We start from the raw sequence: 15,871 nt of genomic DNA, 5'->3' as shown, positions 1-15,871 counted from the left end.
GTGTCCGCAAGGACCCGCGGAGTGCTGGTGCGGACGGCCGTCGCCGTCGGGGGAGCGGCGGTCCTGGCGGCCGCCGCGATCGGCGGCGGACTCTGGTGGGCCGGAGACGACCCCGCCGTGCCCGACAGCGGTGACGTCCACACCGCGGCGCCCGACTGCGGAGTGCTCTCCGACGAGCAGGTCGCCGCACTCCTGCCCGACGCCGTCCTGGAGTCCGCCGAGAGCGGGCCCCTCCAGGGCGGCGAGAACACGGCGTGCACGTGGACCTCGGTCGGGTCGGAGGGGGAGGACCCCGCGACGCTGCGGGTGGATTTGTCCGCGCGCTTCACCGACAGCACCGGGGAGACCCCGGTGACCGGGGACGACGCCGCGCGCGCCGGGTACGAGGCCATGGTCCCGGCCCGCGGCGAGGACGTACCGCTGGCGGCGGACCTTCCGGCGAGCGTGTGGCGGGGCCAGGCCCCGGGCACCGCCGAGCTGGCCTTGCACACCGACAACCTGCTGGTCCGGGTGTCCTACGCGGGCGCCGCCCCGGAGTTCGACGCCGCACGCGACCGCGCCGTCGACGCCGCCGAGCTGCTCGGGGAGGCACTGTGACCACCCCCGGGGACTCCGGTCGGGAGCCCGACGCGAACTCCGGCGGCACACCCCCCAACGAACCCCCGGAATCCGGTCGCCCCGGCGGTCCCGAGAGCCCCATGGGCTCCGGGAGTCCTATGGGTCCTGGTCAGCACCCGGAATCCGGTCGCCCCGGCGGCCCCGAGAACCCCGGGGGTCCTGGTGGACACACCGGCCCCGCCTCGCAATCCGGTCGCCCCGGCGGCCCCGAGAACCCCGGGGGTCCTGGTGGACACACCGGCCCCGCCTCGCAATCCGGTCGCCCTGGCGGTCCCGAGAGCCCCATGGGTTCCGGGAGTCCTATGGGTCCTGGTCAGCACCCGGAACCCGGACGCCCCGGCGGTCCGGAGAGCCCCATGGGCCCCATGGGCGCCGCGGATACCCCGGGCCCTGGTGTCGGTACCGGACCCGGCGGGCAGCCGGAATCCGGCCACTTCGCGGGTCGCGGGAACCCGACGGGCGGCCCTGGTGGGCCCGCCGGCCCTACTCCGGGCCATGGAGTCGGCCCGAACCCCGGGCCCGCCGGAGGCGTCGGCCAGGGGCCGTACGTCGGCTCCGGCCATCCTCCGGGCACCGGGCCCGGACACGCCCCTGCTCCCACGACCGTGCCGTCCGCCCAACCGCAGAGCCGCGGCTGCGCCATCATCGGAGTGATCGCGGCCGTGCTCGTGGTGATCGTGCTCGTGGGCGGCGTCATCTGGTTCGTGGTCAGTCGGGACGTCCTGGAGTCGGGCGACTTCGAGTCCGCGCCCGAGTGCTCGATCGGGGAGACCGAGGCACTCGACGAGCTGGTTCCCGGCCATGAGCTGGAGGTCGAGGAGCCGATCGGCGGCGCGCAGGACACCTTCGGCAGCGGTCACCAGTGCCGCTGGGCCACCCCGGGCGGGGAGGGCCAGGCCGTTCCGGCGACCGCCACGCTGGTCACGGTGGCCGCGCCTGACCCCGGCGGGGTGGACACGGCCGCCGACAACCTGCGCTCGTCCGCCGGTCCCGAGCACGAGACCCTGGACGGTCTCGGCGACGAGGCGTTCACGTGGGTGCGCTCCGGCACCTTCGCGTCGGGCTGCGCCGGCGTGCGCGTCTCCAACCTGTACGTGGAGACCTGCCACAGCGCCGCGGCCGACTACGACGCCACCCGGTCGATCGAGCCCGAGCAGGCCGTGGAGGGCGCCGTGCGGCTGGCCGAGGACGTCGTCGCGGCTCTGCCGGACTGACCCGAGGGACGGGCGCCCCGGCCGAGCACCCTCACCAGGCGGTGTCGAGGAACTCCGTCACCGCGGGCGCGACGTCGGCGGAGAAGGGCCGGTCGGAGTCGAGCACCGTGGCACCCGGCTCGTCCCTGAACTCGCGCAGGATGTGGTCGGCGCCGGGCAGGTCGACGCGCGTGGCGTCGGGCAGCCCCGTCATCAGTCGGTCGACCTCCTCCCCGGCGACCTGCGCGTCCTGTTCCCCCCACAGCACCAGCACGGGGGTGTCGGCGGGCAGGTCCGCGGCCAGGTCCACCGGGTCGAAGGAGTCGATCCAGGCCAGGAAGTCCTGGTTCTGCGGGGTGTACACCCCGAACGAGTCGGTGTCGTCGTCGAGCTCGCGGCCGGCGCGCACCTCGGCCCGGCCGTACCGGGCGGCCGAGAGCAGCTCGACGGCCTGGCCCTCGGGAAGTTGTCCCGTGGCCTCGGCCTGGCGCGCCTGTTCGGTGATCTGGCGGTCGATGAGGTCGAGGTAGCGGGTGCCGGGAGGGGCCACCAGCATCCGCGCGGGCTCGGCGTCGACGATGTCGTGGGCGCGCAGGGCGTACAGCGCGCCCTCGCTGTGCCCGACGACGACCGTGCGCTCGGGGTCGATCTCCGGCTGGGAGACGAGCTCCTCGTAGGCCGCCGCCACCTCGTCGTCGAAGACCTGGGGGTCGACCGGCGCCTCGGAGTCGAGCTCGGCGGCGGACTCCCCGCTGCCGAGCTTGTCGTAGCGCAGGGAGGCCACCCCCGCCTCGGCCAGTACCCGCGCCAGGTTCCAGCTGGTCTCGGCCTCCGGGCGCAGGGGGCTGTTGCCGTCCCGATCGGTGGGGCCGCTGCCGGAGATGATGAGCGCGCCGGGCAGGGGACCGCGGGCGCGCAACGGGAGCGTGAGCGTCGCCGACACCTCGCGGCCACCGCCCTCGAAGATCAGTGCGCGCTCGGCCCCGTCGCTGCCCGGCGGCTCCACGGACGAGTCGTCCCCGGTGGAGCACGCCGAGGCCAGGGCCAGGGTGAGGGCCGCGCAGCCGGCGGCCAGGGCGAGGCGGGGCCCCCGCGCGGGGGAGGAGGTAGGTGTCGACACGTGCTCAGGGTAGCGGCCGACACCGGCCCGGCGCCCCCGGCCCGGGGGCACCGGCACCCGTCGGTCAGACCCGGCGCATGACGGAGACGACCTTGCCGAGGATGGTGGCGTCGTCGCCGGAGATCGGCTCGTAGGCGTCGTTGCGGGGCATCAGCCAGACGTGGCCGTCGGCCTCGCGGCGCAGGACCTTGACCGTGGCCTCGTCCTCGAGCAGGGCCGCCACGATGTCCCCGTTGTTGGCGTCGGGCTGCTGGCGCACGACCACGAGATCGCCCTCGGTGATGGCGGCGTCGACCATCGAGTCGCCGACCACGGTGAGCATGAAGAGCTTGCCCTCGCCCACCAGCTGCCGGGGCAGGGCGAGCACGTCCTCGACCGACTCCTCGGCCAGGATGGGACCGCCGGCGGCGATCCGGCCGACCAGCGGCACCGCGGCCGCGCGGGACAGGTCCATGTCCTCGGGCGTCACGGTCCGGCCGGTGGCCGAGCCGGGGCTGCGCAGCTCGACGGCCCGGGGGCGGTTCTGGTCGCGGTACAGGTAGCCCTTGCGCTGGAGCACCTTGAGCTGGTGCGCCACGCTGGACGGGCTGGACAGGCCGACCGCGTCGCCGATTTCCCTGATGGAGGGCGGGAAACCCCGTTCGCGTACGTACCGCTGGATGCAGTTCAGGACGCTCTGCTGGCGTGCGGTGAGTTTGGGCGTCTGGGACGCCGGCCCGCTCGATTCCCCTACGGGTGCCAGAACGGTGGTGGAATCTACGGTTCCGGGATTGTCCTCCGGCACGGCCGGGCCTCCTCGGCATTCGGTTCGGTCAGGGCCTGCTTGCGTGTGTCCACCACCGGTGGGGCGATCGCGCCGACCTGGGGTCCACGTGATGGCGAAACCGGTGTGAAATCAAGGTCAACTTTAGTCGTTGCGTACGGTGATATCAAACAAGCGTTCGAGTCTGTGGACCATTCCTTCCGAGGGGCTATTAGCGGTCCAATTCCGTCCGCCACTTACGTGTCTACACGCGTTCGGCGCGGCGTGTCCCCGGAATGGGCCGACACGGTCGCCCCGGCCCGTCCGCCGCGCGGTGTGGGACTCGTCTCCACACCCGCGTGTGCGGGCGCGAACCCCTGGCCCGCAGGGGTTTTCGGCCCCTCGGGGCCGCCGTGTCCCGTGGGGCGCGGACGCTGCCGCCGGTATCCTTGCCGAGGCGTCGGACGCCCCTCGGGGGCGACCTCCGGCCCCTGCCTCCCGATCTCCCCGTGACCTCGGCCGCGCCCTGCACTGAGCTCTGCCCCGCGCCCTGCCCCGCGCCCTTCGCCGCGTGGGCGGGACACGCGCCTGGGAGGGTTGCGGGCGTGTCCGTTGGGGTCTAGGTTCGACCACAACATCTGGTGCGGCCGTGGAGGCGGTTGTCCAGAAGTTGTGGTTTAGTAGAGGTACGGGTTGTCGGAGAGGGAAGCAGGTGAAGCGGGATGCACTGTCCGTTCTGCCGCCATCCGGACACCAGGGTGATCGACAGCCGGTCCACCGACGACGGCGCGGCCATTCGCCGCCGCCGCTCCTGTCCGGTGTGCGAGCGCCGCTTCACCACCCAGGAGACCGTGCTGCTGATGGTCGCCAAGCGCTCCGGGGTCACCGAGCCCTTCAGCCGCGCCAAGATCATCGCCGGGGTTCGTCGGGCGTGCCAGGGCAGGCCCGTCTCCGAGGACGCCCTCGCCAAGCTCGGCCAGAAGGTCGAGGAGGAGATCCGCGGACGGGGCGTCGCCGAGGTCCCGGCCCACGAGATCGGCCTGGCCATCCTCGGCCCGATGCGGGACCTGGACGAAGTCGCCTACCTGCACTTCGCAAGCGTGTACCGCGGGTTCGAGAGCCTCGCCGACTTCGAGGCGGAGATCGCCAGTCTGCGCGCCGACCGTGAGGCGGACTCCCGGTCCGACACGGCCGTCGCCCCCTGACCCTCCGCCGTCCGCGCGACGGCCACGCACCACAGCCGCGGGGGCGGCCCGGCCACCCCCGCACCACTCGTCACCCAAGACGCCGCGCACGGCCGCACCGACCGTGCTCACGAAGCTTTCAGGGGAACTGCCGCATGACGGAAACCACCAGTGGACCAACAGGACGCAAGGGCAAGGGGAGCCGCAAGGGGCTGAAGATGAAGCGCATCTTCACCACCCCCGGCCAGCACCCCTACGACTCCCTGACCTGGGAGCGCCGCGACGTCGTCATGACCAACTGGCGTGACGGCACGGTCAACTTCGAGCAGCGCGGCGTGGAGTTCCCCACCACCTGGTCGATGAACGCCAGCCAGATCGTCACCAGCAAGTACTTCCGCGGCGCCGTGGGCACCCCGGAGCGCGAGTGGAGCCTCAAGCAGCTCATCGACCGGGTCGTGGGCATGTACACCCGCACCGCCGTCGAGGAGGGCTACTTCGCCACCGACGAGGACGCGGAGATCTTCGACCACGAGCTCAAGTACGCGCTCGCCAACCAGTACTTCAGCTTCAACTCGCCGGTGTGGTTCAACGTCGGGACGGCCTCGGCCCAGCAGGTCAGCGCCTGCTTCATCCTCTCCGTCGACGACACCATGGAGTCGATCCTCGACTGGTACAAGGAAGAGGGGATCATCTTCAAGGGCGGTTCCGGCGCGGGCGTGAACCTCTCGCGCATCCGCTCCAGCAAGGAGCTGCTCTCCTCCGGCGGTACCGCCTCCGGCCCGGTCTCCTTCATGCGCGGCGCCGACGCCTCGGCCGGAACGATCAAGTCCGGCGGCGCCACCCGCCGCGCGGCCAAGATGGTCGTCCTGGACGTCGACCACCCCGACATCCAGGAGTTCGTCGAGACCAAGTCGCGCGAGGAGCACAAGATCCGCGCGCTGCGCGACGCCGGGTTCGACGTGGACCTGGGCGGCTCCGACATGTTCAGCGTCCAGTACCAGAACGCCAACAACTCGGTCCGGGTCTCCGACGCGTTCATGCGCGCCGTCGAGAGCGGCTCCGAGTTCGGCCTGACCTCCCGGACCACCGGCGAGGTCGTGGCCACCGTCGACGCCAAGGACCTGTTCCAGCGCATGGCCAAGGCGGCCTGGGAGTGCGCCGACCCGGGCATCCAGTACGACGGCACCATCCAGGACTGGCACACCAACCCCGAGACCGGCCGGATCAGCGCGAGCAACCCGTGCTCGGAGTACCTGAGCCTGGACGACTCCTCCTGCAACCTCGCCTCGATCAACCTGCTGAAGTTCCTGCGCGAGGACGACACCTTCGACGTCGAGCGCTTCACGCGGCTCACCGAGCTGGTCATCACGGCGATGGACGTCTCCATCACCTTCGCCGACTTCCCGACCGAGAAGATCGGGGACACCACCCGCGCCTACCGTCAGCTGGGCATCGGCTACGCGAACCTGGGCGCCCTGCTCATGGCGACCGGCCACGCCTACGACTCCGACGGCGGACGCGCCGTCGCCGCCGCGATCACCTCGCTGATGACCGGTACCGCCTACCGGCGCAGCGCCGAGGTCGCGGGCGTGGTGGGCACCTACGACGGCTACAAGCGCAACGAGGCGGCGCACAAGCGCGTCATGCGCAAGCACGCCGCCGCCAACGACGACCTGCGCACGGTCGGCACCCTGGAGCAGCCCATCCACGCGGCCGCCACCCGGGAGTGGGCCGACTGCCTGAAGATCGGTGAGCGCAACGGCTGGCGCAACGCCCAGGCCAGCCTGCTCGCCCCCACCGGCACCATCGGCTTCATGATGGACTGCGACACCACCGGCATCGAGCCGGACTTCTCGCTGGTCAAGTTCAAGAAGCTGGTCGGCGGCGGCTCGATGCAGATCGTCAACCAGGCGATCCCGCGCGCGCTGGCCAACCTCGGCTACCAGGACGAGCAGTCCGAGGCCATCGTGGAGTTCGTCGCCGAGAACGGCCATGTCGTCGACGCCCCGAGCCTGCGGCCCGAGCACTACGAGGTGTTCGACTGCGCGATGGGCCGCCGCTACATCCAGCCCCTGGGCCACGTGCGGATGATGGCGGCCGTGCAGCCGTTCCTGTCCGGCGCGATCTCCAAGACCGTGAACGTGCCCGAGGACGCCACGGTCGAGGACTTCCAGCACATCTACTTCGAGGGCTGGAAGCTGGGCCTGAAGGCGCTCGCCGTCTACCGCGACAACTGCAAGGTCGGCCAGCCGCTGTCCATCAGCAAGTCCGAGACCAAGGAAGTCGAGGAGCCCGCGACCGTCGAGGTCGCCCGGCCGGTCCGCCGCCGCCTGCCCAAGAAGCGTCCGAGCGAGACCACCTCGTTCTCCGTGGGCGGGGCCGAGGGCTACATCACGGCCGGCTCCTACCCGGACGACGGCCTGGGCGAGGTCTTCATGAAGCTGGGCAAGCAGGGCTCGACCCTGGCCGGCGTCATGGACGCGTTCTCCATCGCGATCTCCATCGCCCTGCAGTACGGGGTCCCGCTGGAGACCTACGTGGACAAGTTCACCAACATGCGCTTCGACCCGGCCGGTATGACCGACGACCCGGACATCCGCATGGCGCAGTCCGTGGTGGACTACATCTTCCGCCGCCTGGCCCTGGACCACTTGCCCTACGAGGAGCGCGCGGCCCTGGGCGTGCTGTCGGCCGCCGAGCGCCAGGCCCAGGTCGCGGGCGAGGACCCGGCCCAGGTCGCCGCCCAGGTGGAGTCCTACGCCCAGTCCGCCGCCACCCACGTGGCCGAGGCCTCCGCACCGGCGGCGCGGGAGAGCCAGGCGCAGGCCAAGCCGACCGAGGCGCACTCCACGGCCGAGCTGCTGGAGAACACGCAGGGCTTCGTCGCCGACGCCCCGCTGTGCGTCACGTGCGGAACGAAGATGCGGCCTTCGGGCAGCTGCTACGCCTGCGAGGGCTGCGGCGCCACCAGCGGTTGCAGCTGATCACCGGAGCTCCCGTGAGGGAGCGGTGACATCAGACAGTGGCGGTCCGGTTCCCACCGGGCCGCCACTGTCGTGTGGGGGCCGCGTGGACCGGTGGTCCATACCTGTGGTTGGGCGGGACGGCGAGCGGGTAATCCTTCGGCACCCACGCGCCGGCGGAAGGTGGACGCATGCTGATTGCCTCGATCCTGCGGTCGAAGGGCTCCGACGTGGTCACGGTCGCACCGGACGCGACCGTCGCCGAGCTGTTGACCGAACTCGCCCGTCACAACATCGGCGCGATCGCCGTCGCCGAGGGGGACGTCCTCGTCGGCATCGTCTCCGAGCGCGACGTGGTGCGCGGCCTGGAGCGGGTCGGCACCGTCCTGCTCACGGCCCCCGTCGCCGAGATCATGACCGCCGACGTCCACACCTGCACCACCGACGACACGGTCGAGGACGTCAGCGAGGCCATGACCCTGCGCCGCTTCCGCCACGTGCCGGTGCTGTCCGAGGGGCGACTGGTGGGCATCGTCAGCATCGGTGACGTGGTCAAGAGCCGGCTGCGGGTGCTGGAGGACGACCGCGCCCAGCTGGAGGCCTACATCCACGGGGGCCGGGGCTGACCCCCTCAGGCCTCGCCCCCTACATCCACGGGGGCCGGGGCTGACCCCTCAGGCCTCGCCGCGGTCGGCCGAGGCGACCGCGACGGCCGCCGTCGCCGCCGTCACCCCCAGTACGGCGGGCCAGGAGCCGATCTTCTTCGCCAACGGGTGGGACAGCCCGAAGGCCCCCACGTACACGCCGCCCAGGGCCAGGGCCGCGCCCAGGCCCGAACGGCGGCGGCAGGACTCCACGGCCGCCGCCCCGAACACGGCCAGGACGGCCCCGCCCAGCGGGCGGTTGCCGGTGGCGCGCGCCACCGAGTAGCCGCCGATCAGTCCGGCGGAGGTGAGCATGGCGCTCTGGAGTGCGGACATCGCGGTTTCCCCTCTCGATCCAGGCCCCCGGCCGGCGGTCTGCTGTGCGACCGAGGCTAGCCCCGCTCCGGATCCGCCGCCACGCGGCGCGCACGGGGGATTCATCGTCACGCTCAGGACACGAACCATGGGTTTCGGATGTGACTCGTGCCAGAGTTGGCACTGACCGGTACCTCGGCTTCGAGCGAGACACGGTCCTCACCTGGAACCGTGGCCGTGTACGACGCGTCGAAGCAGACAGTTCCCATCTCCCTTAAGGAGTCCACCACACATGTCGTTCGCGCAGACCGTGCGCGGTGCGGCCGGCGCCGTCGCCCAGGGGGGCGACCCGCGCCAGGCTGTGACCGACGCGCTCCAACAGGCCGTGCCACAGGCCGCGTCCGAGGGAGGGGGCCTTGATCCGCGCGACTTCGTCGCCGCGCGTGAGCAGGGCGATTCCATCGGGACCCGGATCGAGCAGCGCACCACGTCGCTGAACAACGCCGGCGAGGCGCTCAACAGCAGTTCGCACGAGCGGGGCCGAGGCGGGCCGGTCCATGTGATCTGTCCGATGGTGATTCCGCGCGGGCGCACGTTCTTCACCATGCTCCCCGCCATCGGACTGGTGATCATCGGCCTCCTGGGCTCGTTCATCTTCCTGATCCCCGAGGCCATCGCCGGCGGCAACCCCCTCATCAACCCCTTCTTCGGCGTGCACTACTGGATCATCACCGCCGGCGTGGCCGGCTTCATGTGGTGGCGCCAGGGCATGGTGATGGTTCCGGAGGGCTGCGAGGCCATCGTCACCCGCTTCGGTAAGCGCGAGAACAACTTCGCGCCGGGCCGGGTCACGCTGTTCAATCCCTGGAAGCGCGTCTCCTACATCGTCAACACCACGCGCGAGTACCCCTTCAACGCGCCGATCCGCTCCGCCCCCACCAAGAGCGGCGTGCAGGCCTCCGTCGACCTCTTCGTCCAGTTCCGGATCACGGACGCGACGAGCTTCGTCTATACGCTCGGCGGCGTGCACGGCTTCCAGGAGAAGCTCAACAACGCCATCAGCGAGACCACCCGCAGCCTCATCTACGAGCAGGAGGCCTCGGCGATCTACGACATGGTCGGCGAGAGCACCCACGCCCTGCTGGACCAGCTGAACCGGCAGTTCGGCGGCATCGTGGAGCTGACCAGCGCCAACATCACCCACGCCGAGCCGTCCAACCAGGAGTACCGGATGGACCTGGCGGCCCCGGAGATGGTGCGCGTGGCCAAGGACGCCTACACCTTCGAGTACGAGCTCCAGCTGCGCAAGGAGCAGAACGAGGGCGACCTCAACAAGGAGCTCGCCACCCTCAACGAGACGCTGTCGGCGATCCAGGCCGACATCGCCCAGTACCAGGCGCAGATGGACACCGCCCTGGAGCGCGAGACCAACAAGGCGCGCTCCTCCGCGCGCCAGCGCTTCGTCGAGGCCGAGTCCGAGGCCAACGCCAACGCCGCCCTGCTGCAGGCCCAGGCCCTGGACATCCGCGCGGTCAGCGCGGCCGAGGCGCCCGAGATCCTGAACTACCGCTTCCGGGAGACGCTCCTGGACAAGCTGGAGGGTGTCGCCGACAGCCTGCCGCAGGTCCTGCGGATCGGTTCGGGGGACGGCGCCAGCGTCGACTACCTGCGCATCGCCCAGGAGATCATCGGCCAGGCCGACACCGCCCTGTTCTCCGAGGAGGACATGGACGCCATCCGCGGCCGGCTCGGTGAGATCCGCGCCCGGATCGGCGAGCGCCAGCTGGAGATCCGCGCGCTGGTCGAGGAGACCGAGACCAAGGCCAACCGGCCCGTCGGCGCGGACCCGGGCGAGGACCGCGTCGAGGAGATCCGCCAGTCGGTCTCGGAGCAGGCCATCGACGAGCGCCTGTCCGAGAACGCTTCCGAGACCGCCCCGGAGGCCGCTCCCGACGCCCCGCCGCCCAGCGGCCCCGCCCACCCCCACCAGGACCCGCCCCTGCCGCCGTGGTCGCAGCGCGGCCCCGAGGGTCCCGGCCCGAACCAGGGAGGTCAGTAGATGAGCCAGCCCGTGAACACCCGAGGCGGCTCCAGCATCAAGGAGTCGCTCGCGTCCTGGGGCGACCTGGCCGGGCTGCTGCGCGGCGGTGACCAGGGAGCGATCGTTCCCGTCGTCATCCCGCGCGACACCCGCGGACTGCGCTGGACCGTCCTGGTCTGGTTCGGCCTGTTCGCCCTCACCTCCGCCCTGATGATGACCATCAACTCCCTGACCGCGGGCACCACGGTCACGGAGTTCGCCTACACCGCACTGTCCATTCCCACGCTGATCGTGGGCCTGTTGAGCATCATCGCCGCCGGCCTGTGGTGGTGGCGCGGCTCGATCGTGGAGATCGAGGAGGGCACGCACGGCATCCTGACCAAGTACGGCGCGATCGTGAAGCCGATCGGCCCGGGCCGCCACTACCTGTGGCACCCGTGGTCCAGGGTGGACTTCGTCGTGGACACCCGCACGGAGATCCCCTACACCGCCCCGGTCCTGGCCTGCCCCACGCGTGAGAACGTGCCGCTGAAGTCGATCGAGTTCTTCCTCAAGTTCCAGATCATGGATCCGATCCGCTTCGTGACGATCATCGGCGCGAGCAACTTCGACCTGGTGCTCTCCAGCGCCGTGCAGGACGCCATCCGCCAGCGCAGCCGCCAGGTGAACACCGAGTCCGCCTACGACCTGCGCGGATCCAACGTCGAGGACATGCGCCGCCTGCTCAACAACATGCTGGAGAAGTACGGGGTGCGCATCACCGGCTGCAACATCCCCGACGTCCAGCTGCCCAACCAGTACCAGCAGCACCTGGCCACGCGGGAGCGGGTCGCCAAGGAGCTCGTGGCCTACGAGCAGGAGTGGGAGCTGACGCGCAAGCGCCGCATCGACACGCTGCTCATGGACATCGAGCGGTCCAAGAAGACCCGCGACGCGAAGATCGTCGAGGTCAACGCCTCCCTCAACAAGGCGCGCAAGGACGTGGCGCAGATGCTGGAGGAGCAGGAGACCGAGGCGCAGCGGGTGCGCTACGAGATCGAGACGCGCGGCCGGGCCGACCTGGTCGCCGCGGAGAACGAGGCCAAGGCCCAGCAGCGCCTGGCCACGGCCTACCGCGACAACCGGGCCGTTCTGGAGTACGAGCTGGCCCGCCGCCGCCTGGACGTGGGCGCCACGCTCGCCGAGCACGCGCCGCGCCCGATCGTGGTGCAGACCGAGGCGGGCGCGGGCGACACCTCGGCGCTGTCGACGCTGCTCACGGCCCAACTGCTGCCGCAGATGATGAACGGCGTGGGTTCCTCACGGCCGTCCCTGGCCTCGGGCGCGAACGCGCAGGAGGCCATGGACTCGGTGCGGGGCTCGGTCGCGGCCGCCGCCGGGCGCCAGCAGGAGCTGGCGGAGGAGTACCAGCGCCAGCAGGACTCCGCCATGCGCCAGCAGTTCGAGCGCGGTGAGGGGTACGGCCAGAGCGGCCGCCGCTGATCCGCCGCGCCGTCCGCGACGAGGGCCCCCGACCGTGCACCGGTCGGGGGTCCTCGGGCGTGTTCAGGGGACGTGCGCTCTTGCGTGGGACGCCGCCACGGAGCGTGCCCCGGTGTGGCGGTCCTCCTCAGCCCGTGGGGGAGAGGGCCGCGTAGCCCGCTCCGATGTCGATCCCGTTCCGGGCCGCGATCTCCACCAGGTCCTGGATCTCCCCGACCTGGGCGTTGGCCAGGTCGTCGTCGCCCACGGCGTGCGCCCGGCGCAGCGCCGTGAGCGAGTCGTGGATGCGCAGGTGGAGGGTGAGCATGAACTCCCGCATGGATCGGCTCCTCAGCGTTGGCCTTCGGGAGGGACAAGGGGGTCCCTCCGGGGGATGGCACCAGGTGTACAGGTCCAAGGTGAGAGCAGTGTGTGAACGACACAGCCCCCGGCAAAGTCCGGCCTTGGCACGGGTCAGGGCCGGTGGCTCCGCCGCCGGAGCACGGGTCGGCGCGGCGTTCAGTGGACGGGGTCGGCGTCCCACGCGGCGGCGGAGGCACGCAGGGCGCCGAGCCCGCGTTCGATGACGGCCTGTCGGCCGCTGCCCCGGCGCACGCAGGCCAGGAGCCGGCGGGTCGGGACGGGCCGCCCCGTGAGCGGAACTCTGGTCACCTCCGACCCTGGCGGCAGGGGCGCGAGCCGGGGCATCAGGCACACGCCGTAGCCGTGGGCGACCATCGACCCGATCGCGAACCAGTCCACGGCGCCGTGGGCCAGGCGGGGGGTGAAGCCGGCCGACGCGCAGGCGCTCAGGAGCAGCGGGTGCTGGTCACGGGGGTCGCCGGCGCGGATCCAGGTCTCCTGCGCGGCGTCGCGGAGCTCGACCCCGGCCCGTCCCGCGAGGCGGTGGCCGCTCGGGACCAGGAGGTCCAGGGGTTCGGCGAGCAGCGGATGCTGTTCGAAGCGGGCGTCGTCGGGCGGCGGGCCGTCGGGGGTGGGGATCACCACGGCGATGTCCGTGCGCCCGGCCAGCAGGAGACCGAACCGGTCCGCACCGGCGTCCTCGTCGATCTCGACGGTCATGCGGGGGTACCGGCGCAGCAGGTCCCGCATCGCCGGTGCGACGAGTGCGGCCAGCGCCGTGGCGATCCCGGAGACCCGCAGGTGACCGGCCTCGCCCTCGCGGTGGGTCCGCAGGTCGGCGGCGGCCCGCTCCCACTGCGCCCGCATCACGTCGGCGTGCTCCAGGAGCGTGTACGCCGCCGCGGTGAGGCGCACCCGGCGCCCCTCGGGTTCGAGCAGTGGCACGCCCACCTCGGCGGCCAGTTGCCGCAGCTGCTGGGAGACGGTGGAGGGCGTCACGTGCAGGGCCGCGGCCGTCGCGGTGACGGTCCCCTCGGCGCGCAGCACGCGCAGTGTCTGCAACCGCGGATCAATCATGCGGCGATGCTACATGGTGGTATGCACGAACATTCGATGGACGTGAACGATCCGCCGAACACAGACTGTCGGCATGATGCAGACGCTGATCGCCGGACTGGCGGCGGGATACGGCCTCGCGGTGCCCGTCGGGGCCGTCGCGGTGCTGATGGTGAACATGACCGCGCGCACCTCGTTCCGGATGGGTGCGGCGGCGGCGATGGGCGCGGTGACGGCCGACGCCCTGTACGCCGTGGCCGCCGTGCTCGGCGGGCGCGCCCTCGCGCTCGCGGTGGAGCCGATCGCGACCCCGTTGACCTGGGCCGCGGCCCTCGTTCTGGTCGTGATGGCGGTACGCGTGGTGCGCGGCGCGAGCGCGCGGGGGGTCGAGGCGCCGGACCGGGGACCGACCCCGGTCACGGCCTGGCGCGCCTACCTGGTCTTCCTGGGGCTCACCGCGCTCAACCCGTGGCCGGCGATCTACTTCGTCGCCCTGATCCTGGGGCGGCAGGCGGGAGCCGCCATGGGCGCCGCGGAGACCGCGGTCTACGTCGGCGCCATCCTGCTGGCGTCCGCGAGCTGGCAGCTGTTCCTCGCCGCGGGCGGGACCGTCCTCGGCAGGGCCCTCACCGGTCCCCGGGGCCGCCGGTGGACCGCGGGCGTCTCCGGGCTCCTCATCGGCGGACTCGCCGTCGGCATGGTCGCGGCCTAGTACTACATAGCTAGATCTGGATGACTTGCAGGCGCAGGCGCCGCTTGAAGTGGTGCCTGCGCGCTGCGGCCTGGTGGCCGCGCCGATGAGCGGACCAGTAGAGCCCCAGCTCAACGGCCTCCTCATCCTTGCCGATCAGGTTGAACAACCGGCGGATCTCCCCGATGGTCAAGCCGATCAGCCCCCGCCCGGACCGTCGGCGCCTGCTATCGGCCCTCTGGGGCGGTTTCTGTCCTGGTGTCCGGTGTGTCCCCGGGGTCGCCGCTGGTTGTCCACAGACCCCGGGCCCCCTTTTTAGACCCGTGGCGCACCACAGCTAGAAAGGCCAGAGCGAGCATCGCCAGGGTGATATGCCGGTACCAGGCCGGATAGATCCGGAACTGGTACTGGTCCAGCCCGGCCTGCTGCTTGGCGGCCTCGAAGCACTCCTCGATCGGCCACCGCGAGCCGATCACCCGGACCAACTCGCACACATCCTCCCCGCGCGGGTTGTAACAGTGGAAATACGCCAACTCGCCACTGTCGGTGCTGCGGCGGAACACGTACTGGTGCCCCGCAGTCCCGGACTCGGCCAGCGCCCAGTCATAGACCCGGAAGCCCTTCGCGCCGATCCCGCACGAGCGCCTGTGCCACTCGCCCGGCCCGATCGCGTGGGCGAGGAGTTCGACGGTGTCCTTCGAATACCTGCTCGTGGAGAACGAGACGCGGTCGGTGTTCTTCGGTACCGCCATGCAATAGGCGATGCCCTGTTCTTCCAGGAAGGCGCGCAGGCCCGGGCTCTGGCCGAACTCCTCGTCCGCGGCCACCCAGGCGAAGGGCACACCGGCTGCCACGGTCCGGGCGATCATGGCCTGGACCTGCTGCGGGCGGGTGGAGAAGACCAGGTCCTCGGGCACCCGCGCCTGGGCCCGGCGCTGGGGGTCATCGCACCAGGACGCGGCGGGCATATAGAGTTCCCGGTCGATCAGGACCCGGTCGCCGGTGGTGTTGGCATAGGCGAGGAACGTGCCGATCTGGCAGTTGTCGACCCGGCCCAGCGTGCCGGAGTACTGCCGTTGCACGCCCGCTGACTTGGTGCCCTTCTTCGCGAATCCGGTCGGGTCGGCGATCAGCACGGCCCGCTCGTCGGCGAAGTGCTCCATGGCGTAATCGCGCACATCATCGCGTAGTTCGTCGGCATCCCACGCGGTCAGGTTGATGAACCGCTGGATCGCGGTGGGGCGCTTCTCTCCGGTGAACTCCGAGATCGTCCAGGAGTTCTTCCGCTCGAGGGGGGCGAGCAGTCCCCGCAGGTACTGCCGGAAGTGCTCGCGCGGCTCGGGCCGCACCCACCGGCTTTCGAAACGGGCGCACAACTCCTCGAACTGCGATTTCCACGCGTGCAGATCTGCGGCTGTCACCGCGTCTGCGGGCTCGTCAGGCTGGGGCATGCGCATACCGTCACACAGCCCCAGCCCGC

Annotated in this window: 15 protein-coding genes; 8 read left to right on the top strand and 7 right to left on the bottom strand. The window is 71.4% G+C overall.

Annotated features, from left to right (window positions below):
- Positions 1–21 precede the first annotated feature (21 nt).
- Together DFP74_RS01855 and DFP74_RS01850 are read left to right on the top strand one after the other, a co-directional pair.
- On the top strand, positions 22–597 hold the full coding sequence (locus DFP74_RS01855) for a hypothetical protein (RefSeq protein WP_121180113.1): 576 nt from the start codon (positions 22–24) through the stop codon (positions 595–597).
- 626 nt (positions 598–1,223) lie between these two features.
- A complete protein-coding gene (locus DFP74_RS01850) occupies positions 1,224–1,832 on the top strand; it encodes a hypothetical protein (RefSeq protein WP_121180112.1) in 609 nt (202 codons plus the stop codon).
- A 31-nt stretch (positions 1,833–1,863) separates the two neighbouring features.
- On the opposite strand, the gene DFP74_RS01845 is transcribed toward DFP74_RS01850, so the two are convergent.
- Together DFP74_RS01845 and lexA are read right to left on the bottom strand one after the other, a co-directional pair.
- Positions 1,864–2,931, bottom strand: coding sequence for a S9 family peptidase (locus DFP74_RS01845; protein WP_121180111.1), 1,068 nt, complete (start codon positions 2,929–2,931; stop codon positions 1,864–1,866).
- 64 nt (positions 2,932–2,995) lie between these two features.
- Positions 2,996–3,715: a transcriptional repressor LexA gene (lexA, locus tag DFP74_RS01840; RefSeq protein WP_121180110.1), complete on the bottom strand. Its 720-nt coding sequence runs from the start codon at positions 3,713–3,715 to the stop codon at positions 2,996–2,998.
- 680 nt (positions 3,716–4,395) lie between these two features.
- Here lexA and nrdR point away from each other — a divergent pair.
- The 3 genes from nrdR to DFP74_RS01825 all read left to right on the top strand — a co-directional run bounded on the left by nrdR (position 4,396) and on the right by DFP74_RS01825 (position 8,446).
- Entirely contained in the window at positions 4,396–4,878 is a 483-nt protein-coding gene (gene nrdR, locus DFP74_RS01835; RefSeq protein WP_121180109.1) for a transcriptional regulator NrdR, read from the top strand.
- A gap of 134 nt (positions 4,879–5,012) precedes the next feature.
- Positions 5,013–7,841 (top strand): vitamin B12-dependent ribonucleotide reductase, encoded by a 2,829-nt coding sequence (locus DFP74_RS01830; RefSeq protein WP_121180108.1) that lies wholly within the window; start codon positions 5,013–5,015, stop codon positions 7,839–7,841.
- Positions 7,842–8,011: 170 nt separating this feature from the next.
- Complete coding sequence (locus tag DFP74_RS01825; protein WP_121180107.1) at positions 8,012–8,446, top strand: CBS domain-containing protein; 435 nt, start codon at positions 8,012–8,014, stop codon at positions 8,444–8,446.
- A 48-nt stretch (positions 8,447–8,494) separates the two neighbouring features.
- Here the strand turns inward: DFP74_RS01825 and DFP74_RS01820 are convergent, their stop codons facing one another.
- Positions 8,495–8,800, bottom strand: coding sequence for a hypothetical protein (locus DFP74_RS01820; RefSeq protein WP_121180106.1), 306 nt, complete (start codon positions 8,798–8,800; stop codon positions 8,495–8,497).
- Between the two features lie 271 nt (positions 8,801–9,071).
- Here DFP74_RS01820 and DFP74_RS01815 point away from each other — a divergent pair, with 271 nt between their 5' ends.
- On the top strand, positions 9,072–10,838 hold the full coding sequence (locus tag DFP74_RS01815) for an SPFH domain-containing protein (protein WP_121180105.1): 1,767 nt from the start codon (positions 9,072–9,074) through the stop codon (positions 10,836–10,838).
- A complete protein-coding gene (locus DFP74_RS01810) occupies positions 10,839–12,302 on the top strand; it encodes an SPFH domain-containing protein (protein WP_121180104.1) in 1,464 nt (487 codons plus the stop codon).
- 127 nt (positions 12,303–12,429) lie between these two features.
- On the opposite strand, the gene DFP74_RS01805 is transcribed toward DFP74_RS01810, so the two are convergent.
- Positions 12,430–12,621 carry a hypothetical protein gene (locus DFP74_RS01805; protein WP_121180103.1) on the bottom strand — a complete coding sequence of 64 codons (192 nt, stop codon included), beginning with the start codon at positions 12,619–12,621 and terminating at the stop codon, positions 12,430–12,432.
- A 179-nt stretch (positions 12,622–12,800) separates the two neighbouring features.
- Positions 12,801–13,721 (bottom strand): LysR family transcriptional regulator, encoded by a 921-nt coding sequence (locus tag DFP74_RS01800; protein WP_121180102.1) that lies wholly within the window; start codon positions 13,719–13,721, stop codon positions 12,801–12,803.
- 73 nt (positions 13,722–13,794) lie between these two features.
- Between DFP74_RS01800 and DFP74_RS01795 the strand changes: the two genes are divergently transcribed.
- Positions 13,795–14,412: a LysE family transporter gene (locus DFP74_RS01795; RefSeq protein ID WP_121180101.1), complete on the top strand. Its 618-nt coding sequence runs from the start codon at positions 13,795–13,797 to the stop codon at positions 14,410–14,412.
- Between the two features lie 10 nt (positions 14,413–14,422).
- Here DFP74_RS01795 and DFP74_RS33410 read toward each other — a convergent pair whose 3' ends face one another.
- Together DFP74_RS33410 and DFP74_RS01790 are read right to left on the bottom strand one after the other, a co-directional pair.
- On the bottom strand, positions 14,423–14,560 hold the full coding sequence (locus DFP74_RS33410; RefSeq protein WP_158612951.1) for a hypothetical protein: 138 nt from the start codon (positions 14,558–14,560) through the stop codon (positions 14,423–14,425).
- Between the two features lie 58 nt (positions 14,561–14,618).
- Positions 14,619–15,842 carry an IS701 family transposase gene (locus DFP74_RS01790; protein WP_233570760.1) on the bottom strand — a complete coding sequence of 408 codons (1,224 nt, stop codon included), beginning with the start codon at positions 15,840–15,842 and terminating at the stop codon, positions 14,619–14,621.
- Positions 15,843–15,871 lie beyond the last annotated feature (29 nt).

Origin of the sequence: Nocardiopsis sp. Huas11 (assembly GCF_003634495.1) — a bacterium.
Lineage (GTDB): Bacteria > Actinomycetota > Actinomycetes > Streptosporangiales > Streptosporangiaceae > Nocardiopsis.
This window is presented reverse-complemented; position numbering and strand designations above follow the sequence as displayed.